The organism is Pseudomonas sp. HY2-MNA-CIBAN-0224, from assembly GCF_040310285.1.
GTDB classification, from domain to species: Bacteria; Pseudomonadota; Gammaproteobacteria; order Pseudomonadales; family Pseudomonadaceae; genus Aquipseudomonas; species Aquipseudomonas helleri.
On record NZ_JBEOPQ010000089.1, the window covers coordinates 1 to 14,409 of the forward strand.

The 14,409-nt window shown below is 59.1% G+C and carries 15 protein-coding genes; 11 read left to right on the plus strand and 4 right to left on the minus strand.

Features of this window, described 5'->3' with window-relative positions; translation table 11 throughout:
* Positions 1-120: 120 nt before the first annotated feature.
* On the minus strand, positions 121-1,020 hold the full coding sequence (locus AAEZ03_RS24245) for a LysR family transcriptional regulator (RefSeq protein WP_350582126.1): 900 nt from the start codon (positions 1,018-1,020) through the stop codon (positions 121-123).
* A 125-nt stretch (positions 1,021-1,145) separates the two neighbouring features.
* Here AAEZ03_RS24245 and AAEZ03_RS24250 point away from each other — a divergent pair, with 125 nt between their 5' ends.
* The 7 genes from AAEZ03_RS24250 (at position 1,146) to AAEZ03_RS24280 (ending at position 6,945) form a co-directional block, all read left to right on the plus strand.
* Positions 1,146-1,886 (plus strand): SDR family NAD(P)-dependent oxidoreductase, encoded by a 741-nt coding sequence (locus tag AAEZ03_RS24250; protein WP_048389019.1) that lies wholly within the window; start codon positions 1,146-1,148, stop codon positions 1,884-1,886.
* 17 nt (positions 1,887-1,903) lie between these two features.
* Positions 1,904-2,128 (plus strand): tautomerase family protein, encoded by a 225-nt coding sequence (locus AAEZ03_RS24255; protein WP_314918201.1) that lies wholly within the window; start codon positions 1,904-1,906, stop codon positions 2,126-2,128.
* A gap of 262 nt (positions 2,129-2,390) precedes the next feature.
* Complete coding sequence (locus AAEZ03_RS24260; protein WP_048373654.1) at positions 2,391-3,332, plus strand: fatty acid desaturase; 942 nt, start codon at positions 2,391-2,393, stop codon at positions 3,330-3,332.
* Between the two features lie 18 nt (positions 3,333-3,350).
* A complete protein-coding gene (locus AAEZ03_RS24265; protein WP_350582129.1) occupies positions 3,351-4,142 on the plus strand; it encodes a phosphate/phosphite/phosphonate ABC transporter substrate-binding protein in 792 nt (263 codons plus the stop codon).
* Positions 4,143-4,220: 78 nt separating this feature from the next.
* Positions 4,221-5,243, plus strand: coding sequence for an ABC transporter substrate-binding protein (locus AAEZ03_RS24270; RefSeq protein ID WP_123750172.1), 1,023 nt, complete (start codon positions 4,221-4,223; stop codon positions 5,241-5,243).
* A 21-nt stretch (positions 5,244-5,264) separates the two neighbouring features.
* The gene (locus AAEZ03_RS24275; protein ID WP_350582131.1) at positions 5,265-6,119 is read left to right on the plus strand and encodes an ABC transporter permease; all 855 of its coding nucleotides are present in this window, start codon (positions 5,265-5,267) and stop codon (positions 6,117-6,119) included.
* Positions 6,112-6,945 (plus strand): quaternary amine ABC transporter ATP-binding protein, encoded by an 834-nt coding sequence (locus AAEZ03_RS24280; protein WP_123750174.1) that lies wholly within the window; start codon positions 6,112-6,114, stop codon positions 6,943-6,945. The genes AAEZ03_RS24275 and AAEZ03_RS24280 overlap by 8 nt, the downstream gene beginning before the upstream one ends.
* Before the next feature lie 130 nt (positions 6,946-7,075).
* Here the strand turns inward: AAEZ03_RS24280 and AAEZ03_RS24285 are convergent, their stop codons facing one another.
* Positions 7,076-7,696, minus strand: a complete 621-nt coding sequence (locus AAEZ03_RS24285; protein ID WP_153335405.1) for an alanyl-tRNA editing protein — start codon at positions 7,694-7,696, stop codon at positions 7,076-7,078.
* Positions 7,697-7,784: 88 nt separating this feature from the next.
* On the opposite strand from AAEZ03_RS24285, the gene AAEZ03_RS24290 reads away from it, so the two are divergent.
* On the plus strand, positions 7,785-8,732 hold the full coding sequence (locus tag AAEZ03_RS24290) for a LysR family transcriptional regulator (RefSeq protein WP_048389111.1): 948 nt from the start codon (positions 7,785-7,787) through the stop codon (positions 8,730-8,732).
* A 30-nt stretch (positions 8,733-8,762) separates the two neighbouring features.
* Here the strand turns inward: AAEZ03_RS24290 and AAEZ03_RS24295 are convergent, their stop codons facing one another.
* Together AAEZ03_RS24295 and AAEZ03_RS24300 are read right to left on the minus strand one after the other, a co-directional pair.
* Positions 8,763-9,179, minus strand: coding sequence for a PA2817 family protein (locus tag AAEZ03_RS24295; protein ID WP_048373645.1), 417 nt, complete (start codon positions 9,177-9,179; stop codon positions 8,763-8,765).
* A gap of 62 nt (positions 9,180-9,241) precedes the next feature.
* Positions 9,242-11,689: an acyl-CoA dehydrogenase gene (locus AAEZ03_RS24300; protein ID WP_350582133.1), complete on the minus strand. Its 2,448-nt coding sequence runs from the start codon at positions 11,687-11,689 to the stop codon at positions 9,242-9,244.
* 148 nt (positions 11,690-11,837) lie between these two features.
* Here AAEZ03_RS24300 and AAEZ03_RS24305 point away from each other — a divergent pair, with 148 nt between their 5' ends.
* The 3 genes from AAEZ03_RS24305 to AAEZ03_RS24315 all read left to right on the plus strand — a co-directional run bounded on the left by AAEZ03_RS24305 (position 11,838) and on the right by AAEZ03_RS24315 (position 14,316).
* Positions 11,838-12,461: a glutathione S-transferase gene (locus AAEZ03_RS24305; RefSeq protein ID WP_123750176.1), complete on the plus strand. Its 624-nt coding sequence runs from the start codon at positions 11,838-11,840 to the stop codon at positions 12,459-12,461.
* Between the two features lie 146 nt (positions 12,462-12,607).
* The gene (locus AAEZ03_RS24310; protein ID WP_262126795.1) at positions 12,608-13,540 is read left to right on the plus strand and encodes an ABC transporter ATP-binding protein; all 933 of its coding nucleotides are present in this window, start codon (positions 12,608-12,610) and stop codon (positions 13,538-13,540) included.
* A complete protein-coding gene (locus tag AAEZ03_RS24315) occupies positions 13,537-14,316 on the plus strand; it encodes an ABC transporter permease (RefSeq protein WP_048389040.1) in 780 nt (259 codons plus the stop codon). The genes AAEZ03_RS24310 and AAEZ03_RS24315 overlap by 4 nt, the downstream gene beginning before the upstream one ends.
* The last annotated feature ends 93 nt before the right edge of the window (positions 14,317-14,409 follow it).

Here is a 14,409-nt window from a genome sequence, read left to right on the forward strand (position 1 = left end):
AACGCGTCATCGTTAACGACCATCGCGAGCAAGCCCGCTCCCACAGAGGCCGAAATCGCTTAAGTGAACAGCATTGCTGTAGGAGCGAGCTTGTCTCGCGATCTTTTGATCTTGCCAGCCTCACTGCACCATAAAGTCGATAAATGCCCGCACGCGTTGCGGCACGTGGCGAGCGTGCGGGTACAGAAGGATAAACGGGCGCCGGGCACCGCCGAAGGCGCTCAACACTTCACACAGCTCGCCGCGCTCCAGTGCCTGCTGCACGGTGAAACGGTAGGTCTGCATCAGGCCTGCGCCGTGTTTGACCAGTGTCACGGCGCCCAGGTAATCATCCAGGCAGGCGCAGTTGCCTGAGGTTTCCAGCTCAACCCACTGACCGTCCCGCTGAAACGCCCACGGCAAATTGCGCCCGCTGCTGGGGAGTTGGTACTGAATGCAGTCATGTTGGGCCAGTGCTTCCAGCGAGGTGGGCGTGCCCGCTTCGCGTAAGTAATCAGGGGTTGCCACCACCACCAGTTCGGCTTCTTCCAGAGTACGGGCGATCAGCCCGGAATCGGTCGGCGCCTTGCCTCTGATCGCCAGATCAAAACCGTCATCGGCAAAGTCGATGTTGCGGTTGCTGATGTGCACATCGACTTGAACGTCAGGGAATTGCCGGCGAAACGCAGGCAACTTCGGCAGCAACCGGTAGTGAGCATAGGGCGTGGGCACACTGATGCGTAACAAGCCGGAAGGCTGGCTTTGCTGGCCGGTGACTTCACGTTCGGCATCGACCAATTGCGTCAGCGCCTGACGGCATTGCTGGTAGTAAAGCCGCCCGCTGTCGGTGAGGCGCATCTGGCGAGTGGTGCGCACAAACAAACGCACCCCCAAGCGCTCCTCCAGGCGGGCCACCGAACGACTCACCGCCGCCGGTGTGACCCCGGCCAGATTGGCCGCGGCCGTGAAGCTGCCGGTCTCGGCTGCCAGGCAAAACAGTTCAATACTGCCCAGTTGAACATCATCGAAGTGACGGGTCATGGCACGGCCAATTGATTACATGAGGTATCTATTCAAATGCCATGGGCCTCATTTTTCAAGTGTAAAACCTGGCCTAGAGTGCCTCCACCTGTAAGGCATACGCCTTGAACCTGCGGAGAAGCATCATGAGTTCAGCTAAAACAGTCATCGTTACCGGCGCCTCCAGCGGGCTTGGCCTGGCCATTGCCAAGGCTTATCTGGACCTGGGGTTTAATGTGGTAGGCAATGCGCGGACCCTGGCCCGCCTGCAGGAGGCTGCCGACTCGCTCGGCAACCCGGCCAACTTTCTGCTGGTAGAAGGCGATATCGCCTTGGCGAGCACCGCCACCCGTTTGTTTGAGCGCGCCATCGAAGCGTTTGGCAAGGTCGATATCTTGATCAGCAACGCCGGGATCTTCGTGCCAAGCCCCGTGGCGGATTACACCGAGGCGCAGCTGGAGTCGATTGTGGACACCAATCTCAAAGGCTTTTTCTACCCGGCCCAGGCGGCAGCGCGGCACATGACGGCCAACGGTGGCGGTCAAATCGTTGCCATTACCGCATCCATTGCCCTGCAACCCAACGTCAAAGTTCCGGCCTTGTTGCCGGTGTTGATCAAGGGCGGCCTGAACAGCGCCGTGCGTGGTTTGGCGCTGGAACTGGCGGCCTCCCAAGTGCAGGTCAACGGCGTGGCGCCCGGCATTATCGCGACCCCGATGCACGGTACAGACCAGCCGACCCGTGACTTCCTGAAAACCCTGTCACCGAGCGGGCGCATCGGTACGCCGCAAGACATCGTTGATGCGGTGCTTTACCTCACCTCATCGACCTTCGTCAGTGGCGCCATTATCCCGGTTGACGGTGGCAGCACCGGCGGCACCTGGTAATCAACGAGGAAACCGACATGCCTTACGTCAATATCAAAGTGACCGATGAAGGGGTAAGCGCCGAACAAAAGCGCTTGCTCATTCAAGGGGTGACCGAGTTGCTGGAGCGCGTGCTGAACAAGGCGCCGTCGACCACCTACGTGGTGATCGACGAAGTCTCGACCGATAACTGGGGCGTGGGCGGCGAAACCACCACCCAGTTGCGCGCACGGCAAAAGCTCAACCCTCAGAAATTGAATTAAACAGTCGGCGTCTGCCCGACTGAACACTTCAACCCGTAGGAGCGAGCTTGTCTCGCGATCTTTTGATCTGCTGTGGCTTTTGAGCGGGGCAACCTGAGGTTTGTCACCACGTCGAAAGCGCCAGGATCAAAAGATCGCGAGGCATGCTCGCTCCTACAGTGTGAGGTGAGGCATCACGGTTCTAAGCTCATAACCAAACGATCTGCAAGATATTTGCGCCTCGCGCCACACAAGGATTCAAACCTTTTTTTGAGTCCTTCAGATGTCGCATTATTTTGACAGCGCTCAGCAACAAGACATTCAGGCCCTGGCTCACACCTTTACCGGTCGTACGCAATGGCCCACCTGGTTGTTGTTGATTGCGGTGCCCAGCGCCTGGTTTGCCTTGATGCTGGCCAGCCCGGTGCTTGGCGCGGGCTGGACCATTGTGCTGTTGATCCCGGTGGTGGTGCTGTGGATGTCAGTCCAGCACGAGCTGTTGCATGGCCATCCCACCCGTTTCAATTGGCTGAACAAGGTGCTGGGCTATGCGCCCTTTGCCCTGTGGTACCCGTACACCTTGTACCGCGACAGCCACTTGCAGCATCACCACGATCATGACCTGACCATCCCCGGCGTCGATCCCGAAAGCCGTTACTTGAGCCAGTCAGGCTGGGAGCGCAGTTCCAGGCTGTTTCGTGCAGTGCTCTGGCTGAACAAAACCGTGCCGGGCCGCTTGTTGGTTGGCCCGCCTTTGGCGTTGTACGGGATGGCCAAAGAAGAACTTCAGCGCCTGCGCCAGGGCGAGCGCAAAGCCTGGCTGATGTGGCTGACCCACGGTTTTTTCACGCTGCTGATGTTTGCCTTTATCGCCCGCTACAGCGCCGTGACGGTCTGGCAATACGTGTTTTTGGTCACCGTCCCGGTGCTGTCTGTCGGCATGGTCCGCTCTTTTTACGAGCACCGCCCCGCAGCCCGTCCCGAACAGCGTACGGTGCTCAATGAAGCCGGCTGGCCGTGGACCTGGTTGTTCCTGAATCTAAACTTGCACTTGGTGCACCACGATCTGCCGCGTCTGCCCTGGTTCTACATGCCCAGGGTGTACCGGGCGCGGCGTGAACAATGGCAACAGCGCAGCGGCCATTATGTGGTGCACGGCTATGGCGAGTTGATTCGTCGGCACGCGGTGCACGCCATTGATAGCCCCAAACACCCGTTTGTTTAACGTCACCAGGAGCGCTGTATGTCAGGCGGTTATGCAGAGTTATTGATGTACGTGGCCCCGGCGCAGGTGCGTGAGGCCAATGAACAATGGCTGATACGTATCCTTGAGCTGTTGCAGGCCACGCGCCGCGACGCCGGGGGCATTGAGTTGCTGGAGCTGTTTCGCTCGCCCGATTTGTTACTGACCCAAACCTGCGGCTACCCGCTGCTGACTCAGTTGCAGGGCCAGGTGCAAGTGGTCGGCCGCCCGCGTTATGAATGGCCCGACAGCAGCGCCGGGCGCCATTGCAGCGTGATTGTCGGCCGTGAAACCGACCCGCGTGTCGAACTGGCGGATTTCAGGGGCAGCCGCGGGGTGATCAATGACCGGCACTCCAACAGTGGCATGAACCTGTTCCGGCATCGGCTGACGCCCTTGCAGCAAGACGGGCGTTTTTTTGCCTCGGTGGCCACCAGCGGCGCGCATCAACAAAGCCTGCGCTGGGTGCGTGAAGGCTGGGCAGACCTGGCCTCCATCGACAGCGTCACGTTTGCCTACCTGGCGCGCTATGCCCCTGCCGAAGTCGCCGGGCTGCGCATTGTTGCGCGCACCGCCATCAGCCCCAATTTGCCCTACATCACCGCACTCAGTGCCGGCAGCGCGGGCGCTGAGCGTATTCGCGAGGCAATGAACCTTGCCTTGCAGCAGTTGCCACAGGTAAGTGCCACCTTGGGTTTACAGGAAGTATTACCGGCCAGCGAAAACGACTATCAGGTCGTTATTGGCTACCAGCGTGAAGCGAGCGCGGCAGGTTATGAGGTTTTGCTGTAACCGCCCTGCGATGCCAACGGCTACGCTGAAGTCAGTGCGGCCGATAGTTTTGCCCCTATCCATGACAAGAGAATCCGTATGAACAACCTTAAAAAATGGCTCGGTGGCTCGCTGCTGGCACTTGGATTGTTGAGCCAGCCGGTCCTGGCTGACAGCAAAAACACCCCGATTCACTTTGGTGACATCACTTGGGAAAGCGGCAGTTTTATCACCGAAGTGCTGCGCATTTTGACCGAGAAGGGCTATGGCGAGGCGACTGATACCTTGCCGGGCAGTACGGTAAGCCTTGAGGCGGCGCTGGCTAAAAACGACATTCAGGTGATCGGCGAGGAGTGGGCCGGGCGCAGCCCCGCGTGGATCAAAGCTGAAGCCGAGGGCAAAGTCTCGGGGCTGGGTGACATCGTCAAGAACGCCAGTGAAGGCTGGTGGGTGCCTGAGTACGTGATCAAGGGCGACGCGGAAAAAGGCATCAAGCCGTTGGCCCCGGACTTGAAGTCGGTGGATGACTTGAAGCGCTACAAAGACGTGTTCCGTGACCCCGAAGACCCAAGCCGTGGACGCTTCCTCAATAGCCCGACGGGCTGGACCTCCGAGATCGTCAACAGCCAGAAACTCAAGGCCTATGGCCTGGACAAAGACTTCGTGAACTTCCGCACCGGCTCCAGCGCTGCACTGGACGCTGAAGTCGCTTCGTTGATCCGTCGTGGCAAACCGGTGCTGTTCTACTACTGGTCGCCGACCCCGCTGATCGGTCGCTACAAACTGATCAAGCTGGACGAACCGGCCTTCGATGCCGAGGCCTGGAAAACCCTGTCTGACGCCAACAATCCTAACCCTAAGGGCACGCGCTCATTGCCGGCAAAACTGGCGATTGGTGTATCAACCCCGTTCAAAACCCAGTATCCGCAGTTGGTCGAGTTCTATGAAAAGGTCGATTTCCCGATCGATTTGCTGAACAAAACCCTGGCTGACATGAGTGAAAAACGCACCGAACCGCGCCAGGCTGCCGAAGCGTTTTTGCGCGACCAGCCGCAGATCTGGCACAGCTGGGTGACCGCCGAGGCGGCGCAAAAAGTTGATGCGGCGCTTAACGCCAAATAATTCACTGAGTACGAGCCATGCATGTTTCCTGAGAATCTGACGTTTTCCATCGCTGGCTGGGTCAATACCTGGGTCGATGAGCTGGTCAGCAACTACGGGGATGTGTTCCGACACATCTCCGACACCTTGCTGTGGGCCATCGTTAGCCTTGAAAACCTGCTGCGCCTGACCCCGTGGTGGCTGATGCTGCTGATCGTCGGGGTGATTGCCTGGCACGCCACGCGCAAAGTGGTCAGCAGCGTGCTGATCGTGGGGCTGTTGTTTCTGGTCGGTGCGGTGGGGCTGTGGGACAAACTGATGCAAACCCTGGCGCTAGTGATGGTGGCCACGGTGATTTCCGTGCTGCTGGGCATCCCATTGGGTATTTTGGCGGCGCGCAGCAACCGCTTGCGCACGCTGTTGATGCCGCTGCTGGACATCATGCAAACCATGCCCAGCTTCGTGTACCTGATCCCGGTATTGATGCTGTTTGGCCTGGGCAAGGTCCCGGCCATTTTCGCCACGGTGATCTATGCGGTGCCGCCGTTGATCCGTTTGACCGATCTGGGCTTGCGTCAGGTTGACCACGAAGTGATGGAAGCCATCAATGCCTTCGGGGCCAACCCCTGGCAACAATTATTCGGGGTGCAATTGCCGCTGGCCATGCCGAGCATCATGGCAGGGATCAACCAGACCACCATGATGGCGCTGTCGATGGTGGTCATCGCGTCAATGATCGGCGCCCGTGGCTTGGGCGAAAACGTGCTGGTGGGGATTCAGACACTCAACGTCGGCAAGGGCCTGGAAGCAGGGCTGGCCATTGTAATTCTGGCTGTGGTGATCGACCGCATAACCCAAGCCTATGGCCGACCACGGCATGGGGCAAAAGATGAGTGAGGCTGTGATCAACAAGATCGAAGTGCGCAATGTCTTCAAGGTGTTCGGTAAGCGCGAAAAAGAAGCCCTGGCCATGATCAAGGAGGGCCAGAGCAAAGCCGATGTGCTGGCCAAAACCGGCAGCGTGGTGGGCATCAACGACTTGTCGCTGTCGATTCAAGCGGGCGAAGTGTTCGTCATCATGGGTTTGTCCGGGTCGGGCAAGTCGACGCTGGTGCGTCACTTCAACCGCCTGATCGACCCGACCAGCGGGCAGATTCTGGTGGAGGGTGAAAACATCCTCGAGTACGACATGCCGACTTTGCGCCAGTTTCGGCGGCAAAAAATCAGCATGGTGTTCCAGAGTTTTGGCCTGTTGCCGCATCGCAACGTGCTGGAAAACGTGGCGTACGGCCTCAAGGTGCGCGGAGAGAGCACGGCGCAGTGCAACGAGCGCGCCCGGCACTGGATCACGGTGGTGGGTTTGCAAGGTTATGAGCAGGCGTTTATCCACCAGCTCTCGGGTGGCATGCGTCAGCGCGTGGGGTTGGCCCGTGCATTGGCCACCGATACCGACATCATTTTGATGGACGAAGCCTTCAGTGCCCTCGACCCGCTGATCCGCGCCGAGATGCAGGACCAACTGCTGGAACTGCAACGCACGCTGCAAAAAACCATCGTCTTTATCACCCATGATCTGGACGAAGCGCTGCGTATCGGCAATCGCATTGCCATTCTCAAGGACGGGCAGTTGGTGCAGGTGGGCACGCCACAAGAGATTCTGCACACGCCTGCGGACGATTACGTGAACCGTTTTGTTCAGCGCCAGCGGGCGAAAATCGAGTGATGCCTCTTATGAGCGACACGACCCAAGTGGGAGCGGGCTTGCTCGCGATGGCCTTCAGAGCGCCTCATTTACCAGGCAAATATGCGTGATTGTTAACGATCATCGCGAGCAAGCCCGCTCCCACAGAGTGCTATTGATAGCGAACAGCAAGCACGCCTTTCTTTTCACTGATCGACAAGGTCGGTGCGGCGTGTAATTGCTTCAACGAGCTGACATGGGTGCCGCCGCACGGGTAGCTCGGCAGTTCGCCAAAGCCGATAAAGCGCTGGTCGGCGTTGACCTGAATGACCCGTGGCAAGTCAGCGCTGATCCACTGCTCAAGCTGTTCTTTGATCTGCTCGATGTGCATCGGTTGAGCGTTCTCACCCGGCATAAAACTGACCCGGCATTCCCCCGGCCAGTGGTGGGCCTTGATCGGCTTCCAGCCTGCGCGTTCGCCGCACACGCCAATCAAATGCCCCATCGAATGCAGCCGGCTGTTTAACTCACGGCGGGCCTCATCCACGCGGGCTTGCGCCGTACCCAGCGGCACGGCTTGCTGGACGATATGCACAATCCGGTCGTGCTCCTGGAACACCTTGAGCACTTCACTGGCGCCAATCCAGCCAGTGTCGCTGGGCTGTCCGCCGCCCTGCGGATGAAAAGGTGTGGCCTTGAGAATGACGGCAAAGCCGTCGTCGTGCGCGGTGCAACTGAGTACGTCGACGTCGGCGGTGAGGGTGTCGTCGGTATAAAACAGGCGTGAGGTCATGTGGCGAGTCCTGAAACAATTAGGTTTAAAGTATAGGGACGCCCCTTGGGTGTGATAATCCCTCCAATTTTCAATGGACCTGTGCGCTGTGAGCATAAATCTACCGCTGTCATTACTGGCTGAAATGGTGGTCTTCGTGAGGGTGGTCGAGGTCGGCAGTTTTTCCGAGGCTGCGCGACAGCTGGACACCTCGCCGTCTGCCATCAGCCGCAGTGTCGCCCGACTGGAAAAGGCCCTGGCGATCCGCCTGCTGCAGCGCACCACCCGCAAGCTGCGCCTGAGTGATGTGGGCGAGGAAGTGTTCAAGCGTTGCCAGGAGGTGGTGGGGGCAGCGCAATCGGTCATGGACCTCAGCGGTCGCTATAGCCAGGAGGCTGAAGGGCTGATTCGCGTCAGCGTGCCCAAGGCGGTGGGGCGCTACGTGGTGCATCCGCACATGCCCGAGTTTTTGCGGCGATATCCCAAGGTCGATGTGCAATTGATTCTGGAGGACCGCCACGTCGATCTGATCGACGACAACGTGGATTTGAGCATGCGCATCACCGATCAGCCGCCGCCGGGCCTGGTGGGTCGCCAGTTGTTTTTGATCGAGCATTTGCTCTGCGCTACGCCTGCTTACCTGGCGGAACATGGCACGCCCCGCCAGCCGGAGGATTTGCGTCACCACAGTTGTATCTATCTGGGCGAAACCCCGGCGGATGCCCGCTGGAAATTCAAGCAAGGCAGCAAGACGGTGACGGTCGGGGTTACCGGTCGTTATGCGGCCAACCACACGGGCGTGCGGCTGGATGCGGTGTTACAGCACATCGGCATTGGCAGCTTGCCTTACTTCACGGCGCGTCAGGCGCTGGAGCAGGGCGAGGTTGTGCAGGTGCTGCCGGCCTGGAATTTTATTGCGTCGTACCACGGCGGCGTGTGGCTGCTGCATACCCCGACGCGCTATCTGCCGCCCAAGCTGCGGGTGTTTATCGACTTTCTGGTTGAGCGGCTGGCGCAAGAGCCGACGCTGGGGCCAAAAAAAGACCCGCGCGGTTAACCGGGCGGGCCTTGGCATTCAGTGCGCCAATCAGTGCTGTGGGCTGTCTGCGTCGGTCGGCAGCGCCATGAACTGCTTTTCTTGATTCCAGTCGAACGGCTCGCCGTTTTCTTCGGCTTCAAAGCGGCGTTCTTCCAGCGCCTCATACATGTCCAGCTCTTCATCGGCGAGGAAGTTGAAGCAGGAACCGCCGAAGAACCACAACAGGTCACGCGGCACCACGTGGGCGATTTGCGGGTAGCGTTCGATCACCTGGCAGAGAATGTCCTGGCCCAGGTATTGGCTTTCATCAAAATCGGTCAACAGACCGGCTTTCATCTCGTCGAAGCGTTCAATAAACAGCGCATGGCTTTCTTCCGGGATTTGCTCGGCGTCACCGACGGCAACCAGGATGCTGCGCAGCATATCGAGCAGGGCGAGATTGTGGTTGAGGTCATTAGTGGCCATGGTGGAGTCCTCTAGAGCAAAACGGGCGCGAGAGTATAAAGCTCTGCGCGCCCGCTGTCCTGCTAGCGAATCTTTCCTTCGCTGTGGGTGAGTTCTTCTTTGGCGAAGTCATCCACATCAATCACCTTGCGCCGTGCGGCTTCAGCGGCGCGCAGGGTTTCGGCTTCGGCCGGTTGCAGGATGCCCGCGTGCAACGCCGAATCGATGGACGGCTCGCCCGGTACCGGTTTGAACTGGCCACTTTTCAGCGCGTCGTGGAGCTTTTTGTGCAGCGGGTGAGCGGCTTTGAGCAAATCGGCGGCATGTTGCAGGGCGCCCACCGCGTCATCGGCAGATTGCGGGCGGTAGCAGCCGGCAAGCACCGCTTCGAGTGTCGGATCGCCTTTGGCCCGGCCCAGCACGGCCGCGACTTCAGCATCCAGCGCATCAGAAGGCCCGGTATGGCGACGACCAAACGGGAACACCACGCCGCGCAACAGAAAGCCCAGCGGTCGGCTCGGGAAGTTTTTCAGGATCTCGTCCAGCGCCCGTTCCGAATGCCCGAGGCTTTCTTCCATGGCCCACTTGAACAGCGGGTTGAGGTGCTCGGGGGAGTCTAGATCGTGATAGCGCTTGAGCGCCGCCGAGGCCAGGTACATATGGCTCAGCACATCACCCAGGCGCGCAGACAAACGCTCGCGGCGCTTAAGCTCGCCGCCCAGCAGCATCATGCTCAGGTCAGCGAGCATCGCAAAAGCCGCTGCCTGACGGTTCAAGGCGCGGAAGTAGCCTTGGCTCAGGGTGTTGCCAGGCGCGTGTTCGAAGCGCCCCAGGCCCAGGTTCAACACCAGGGTGCTGGCGACGTTGCTGACGGCAAAGCCAATGTGCTTGAGCAGCAAGCCATCAAACTCTAACAGGGCCTGCTCGCGGTCTTCGCGTCCGGCCAGGGCCATTTCCTTGAGCACAAACGGATGGCAGCGAATGGCGCCCTGGCCAAAGATCATCAGGTTTCGCGACAGGATATTGGCCCCTTCAACGGTGATGAAAATCGGCGCACCCTGCCAGTTTCGGCCCAGATAGTTATTGGGCCCCATGATGATGCCTTTGCCGCCGTGCACGTCCATGGCATGGCTGATGCACTCGCGGCCGCGCTCGGTCAGGTGGTACTTGAGAATCGCTGACAGCACTGACGGTTTTTCACCCAGGTCCACCGCGTTGGCGGTGAGCATGCGGGCGCTGTCCATCAGCCAGGCATTGCCGCCGATACGCGCCAGGGCTTCTTGAATGCCTTCAAAGGCCGCCAGTGGCACGTTGAACTGCTCGCGCACCTGGGCGTATTGCCCGGTCACCAGACTGGTGAACTTGGCGGCGCCGGTGCCAACCGCCGGTAGCGAAATCGAACGCCCGACCGACAGGCAGTTCATCAGCATCATCCAGCCTTTGCCGAGCATTTCCTGGCCACCAATCAGGTAGCTCAGGGGGATAAACACATCCTTGCCTGAGTTGGGCCCGTTCATGAACGCGGCGCCCAGCGGCAAGTGCCGACGGCCGATTTCAACGCCGGGGGTGTCGGTGGGGATCAACGCCAGGCTGATGCCCAGATCTTCCTTGTCGCCCAGCAAGTGCTCCGGGTCGTGTGCCTTGAACGCCAGGCCGAGCAGGGTGGCGACGGGGCCGAGGGTGATGTAGCGTTTTTCCCAGTTCAGGCGCAGGCCGATGACTTCTTCGCCTTGCCATTGGCCTTTGCAAATGATCCCGGTGTCGGGCATCGCCCCGGCGTCGGAGCCCGCCAGCGGCCCGGTGAGGGCAAAGCACGGGATGTCATCGCCACGTGCCAGACGCGGCAGGTAATGGTTTTGCTGTTCTTCGGTGCCGTAGTGCAGCAACAGTTCGGCCGGGCCGAGGGAGTTGGGCACCATCACCGTCGAGGCCAGATCGCCGCTGCGGGTGGCGAGTTTCATCGCGACTTGCGAGTGGGCGTAGGCCGAAAAGCCCTTGCCGCCGAACGATTTGGGGATGATCAGGGCGAAAAAGCCGTGTTCCTTGATGTGCGCCCAGGCTTCTGGCGGCAAGTCCATGGCCTGGCCGATCTGCCAGTCAGTGACCATCGCACAGAGTTCTTCGATGGGGCCGTCGATAAACGCCTGTTCTTCTTCGGTCAGTTGGGCTTTGGGGTAGGCCAGCAACTGGTTCCAGTCGGGGCGGCCGCTAAACAGTTGGCCATCCCACCACACGGTGCCAGCGTCGATGGCATCACGCTCGGTTTGCGACATGGGCGGCAGAACTTTCTGGAACCAGTTGAACAGCGGCGCGGTAAAGCGTTTGCGGCGCAGATCAGGCAGTAACAGCAAGGCCGCTGGCGCTGCCAGCAACACCCACAAGAGCACCAGCACCCAGATCGGCGCATGGCTGAAGAAGTCCATGATCAGCAGGTAAATCGCTACCACGGCAATCGCCGTCAGCGGGGAGACGCGCCGGTGGGCCAGCCAGGCAACGCCTACGATCAAAACCACTATCCACAACAACAGCATATCCAATCCTCCATGGAGCCAGGGGCGCACCCTTGTGAGCTTAGTCGCAACTCTTGAGCAAGGTCGTCCAATAGTGACCTTGTGCGGGAGGCACAGTTCAGCTTCACGGCGTAGACTGCCCCGGCGTCTATCAATCAGGAGTTCAATCATGCTGAAAGTGTGGGGTCGCAAGAATTCGTCGAATGTTAGAAAAGTGTTGTGGTGTATCGAAGAGTTGGCGCTTGAGTATGAGCGAGCAGAGGCGGGCGGTGCGTTTGGTGTGGTCGACAGCCCGGAGTATCGGGCGCTGAACCCGAATGGCCGTGTGCCGATGCTGGAAGACGATGGGTTTGTGTTGTGGGAATCCAACGTGATCGTGCGCTATCTGTCCGCCGAATACGGCTCGGACACGTCCTGGTATCAGGACGACAACCGCGTTCGCGCCCAGGCAGATAAGTGGATGGACTGGACCACGTCGTCTTTTGCCGGTGCTTTTCGCGATGTGTTCTGGGGGATTTTGCGCACCCCGGCCGAGCAGCAGGACTGGGTGAAAATCAACGCCTCGATCAAGACCTGTGCCGAGCTGCTGGTTATTCCCGACAAGGCGTTGGCTGAAAAGCCTTACCTGTCCGGTGATGAAATCGGCATGGGCGATATCCCGCTGGGGTCGTTTATTTACGCCTGGTTTGAAATGCCCATCGAACGCCCGCCGATGCCGCACCTGGAGGCCTGGTATGCGCGCCTCAAGCTGCGCCCGGCCTACCGCAATGCGGTCATGACTGCGTTGACTTAATAGCCACTATTAATACGGGCGACTGTACTTGTGCGGCAAGGCCAAGCACCATGGCACCTGTTCATTGGCTTTGTCGGACTTGTCTTACAGACAGTTCGCCCTTATTGAGTCATCCCTCTTATTCCCATCTTGGTGCGTAATCCGATATGAGTTCCGCTCTGTCCATACGGCAGCTAACCAAAACCTACGGCAACGGTTTCCAGGCCCTGAGTGGTATCGATCTGGACGTTGCTGAAGGTGACTTTTTCGCCTTGCTGGGCCCTAACGGTGCCGGCAAATCCACGACCATCGGCATTCTTTCCACGTTGGTGAACAAAACCAGCGGCACGGTGAATGTCTTCGGCCATGACCTTGACCGCAACCCCGCCGCGCTCAAGCGCAGCATCGGGGTGGTGCCGCAAGAGTTCAACTTCAACCAGTTTGAAAAGACCTTCGACATCGTCGTGACCCAGGCGGGGTACTACGGTATTCCGGCCAAAATCGCCAAGGAGCGTGCCGAAAAGTACCTGACGCAGTTGGGGCTTTGGGACAAGCGCGACACCCCTTCGCGTTCGTTGTCGGGCGGTATGAAACGTCGACTGATGATCGCCCGGGCGCTGGTGCACGAGCCGCGCCTGTTGATCCTCGACGAACCGACTGCCGGTGTGGACATTGAACTGCGCCGCTCGATGTGGACCTTCCTCACTGAGCTGAACGAGCAGGGCACCACCATCATCCTCACCACCCATTACCTGGAAGAGGCTGAGCAGTTGTGCCGCAACATCGGCATCATCGACCACGGCACCATCGTCGAAAACACCAGCATGCGCCAGTTGCTTGGCCAACTGCACGTCGAGACCTTTGTCCTCGATCTGAAGCATCCGCTGGCGTCTACCCCGCACTTGGTCGGCTACCCGAGCCTGTTGCTCGATGGCACCACCCTGGAAGTACAAGTCGATAAAGCCGTGGGCATTACCGGTTTGTTCACCCAATTGGCCGCGCAAAACATCGAAGTGGTGAGCCTGCGCAATAAAACCAACCGCCTTGAGGAGTTGTTTGTGTCGCTGGTCGAGAAAAACCTGGCAAAGGTGGCCGTATGAGTTCAGAACTGCGTCCCAACCTGGTTGCGTTGAACACCATCATTTACCGTGAAGTGCGCCGTTTCATGCGCATCTGGCCGCAAACCTTGCTGCCGCCAGCAATCACCATGGTCTTATACTTTGTGATCTTCGGTAACCTGATTGGTCGGCAAATCGGTGATATGGGTGGTTTCACCTATATGGAGTACATCGTGCCGGGCCTGATCATGATGTCGGTGATCACCAACTCCTACGGCAACGTGGTATCGAGCTTCTTTGGTGCCAAGTTCCAGCGCTCGATTGAAGAGCTGATGGTGTCGCCGGTGTCGCCCCACACCATTCTGATCGGCTTCACCGTGGGCGGTATCTTGCGCGGCTTGATGGTGGGCTTGATCGTGACCTTGCTATCACTGTTCTTCACCCACTTGCAGGTGCATCACCTGCTCCTGACCATTGTGGTGGTGGTGCTGACCGCGACGATCTTCTCGTTGTTGGGCTTTATCAACGCCGTATTTGCGCGCAACTTCGACGATATCTCAATCATCCCGACGTTTGTGCTGACGCCGCTGACCTACCTGGGCGGGGTGTTCTACTCGATTACCCTGTTGCCACCGTTTTGGCAGAGCGTGTCCTTGGCCAACCCGGTGCTGCACATGGTCAACGCCTTCCGTTACGGGATCCTCGGCGTATCGGACATCAAAATCAGCGTGGCGCTGACCTTTATGGTCGTCGCAACTGTGGTCCTGTACTTCGCCTGCGCCAAACTGCTGGTCAGCGGCCGCGGCATGCGCCAGTAGTCTCTATACCTCTGTAGGAGCGAGCTTGCCTCGCGATCTTTTTAAAGATCAAAAGATCGCGCGGCCAGCGCCCGCCGACAGGCTGGTGCAGGG

What these genes read in the sequence shown, in the direction of transcription:
- AAEZ03_RS24245 (WP_350582126.1), bottom strand. Translation starts at nt 1,020, where the DNA reads ATGACCCGTCACTTCGATGATGTTCAACTGGGCAGTATTGAACTGTTT.
- AAEZ03_RS24250 (WP_048389019.1), top strand. Translation starts at nt 1,146, where the DNA reads ATGAGTTCAGCTAAAACAGTCATCGTTACCGGCGCCTCCAGCGGGCTT.
- AAEZ03_RS24255 (WP_314918201.1), top strand. Translation starts at nt 1,904, where the DNA reads ATGCCTTACGTCAATATCAAAGTGACCGATGAAGGGGTAAGCGCCGAA.
- AAEZ03_RS24260 (WP_048373654.1), top strand. Translation starts at nt 2,391, where the DNA reads ATGTCGCATTATTTTGACAGCGCTCAGCAACAAGACATTCAGGCCCTG.
- AAEZ03_RS24265 (WP_350582129.1), top strand. Translation starts at nt 3,351, where the DNA reads ATGTCAGGCGGTTATGCAGAGTTATTGATGTACGTGGCCCCGGCGCAG.
- AAEZ03_RS24270 (WP_123750172.1), top strand. Translation starts at nt 4,221, where the DNA reads ATGAACAACCTTAAAAAATGGCTCGGTGGCTCGCTGCTGGCACTTGGA.
- AAEZ03_RS24275 (WP_350582131.1), top strand. Translation starts at nt 5,265, where the DNA reads ATGTTTCCTGAGAATCTGACGTTTTCCATCGCTGGCTGGGTCAATACC.
- AAEZ03_RS24280 (WP_123750174.1), top strand. Translation starts at nt 6,112, where the DNA reads ATGAGTGAGGCTGTGATCAACAAGATCGAAGTGCGCAATGTCTTCAAG.
- AAEZ03_RS24285 (WP_153335405.1), bottom strand. Translation starts at nt 7,696, where the DNA reads ATGACCTCACGCCTGTTTTATACCGACGACACCCTCACCGCCGACGTC.
- AAEZ03_RS24295 (WP_048373645.1), bottom strand. Translation starts at nt 9,179, where the DNA reads ATGGCCACTAATGACCTCAACCACAATCTCGCCCTGCTCGATATGCTG.
- AAEZ03_RS24300 (WP_350582133.1), bottom strand. Translation starts at nt 11,689, where the DNA reads ATGCTGTTGTTGTGGATAGTGGTTTTGATCGTAGGCGTTGCCTGGCTG.
- AAEZ03_RS24305 (WP_123750176.1), top strand. Translation starts at nt 11,838, where the DNA reads ATGCTGAAAGTGTGGGGTCGCAAGAATTCGTCGAATGTTAGAAAAGTG.
- AAEZ03_RS24310 (WP_262126795.1), top strand. Translation starts at nt 12,608, where the DNA reads ATGAGTTCCGCTCTGTCCATACGGCAGCTAACCAAAACCTACGGCAAC.
- AAEZ03_RS24315 (WP_048389040.1), top strand. Translation starts at nt 13,537, where the DNA reads ATGAGTTCAGAACTGCGTCCCAACCTGGTTGCGTTGAACACCATCATT.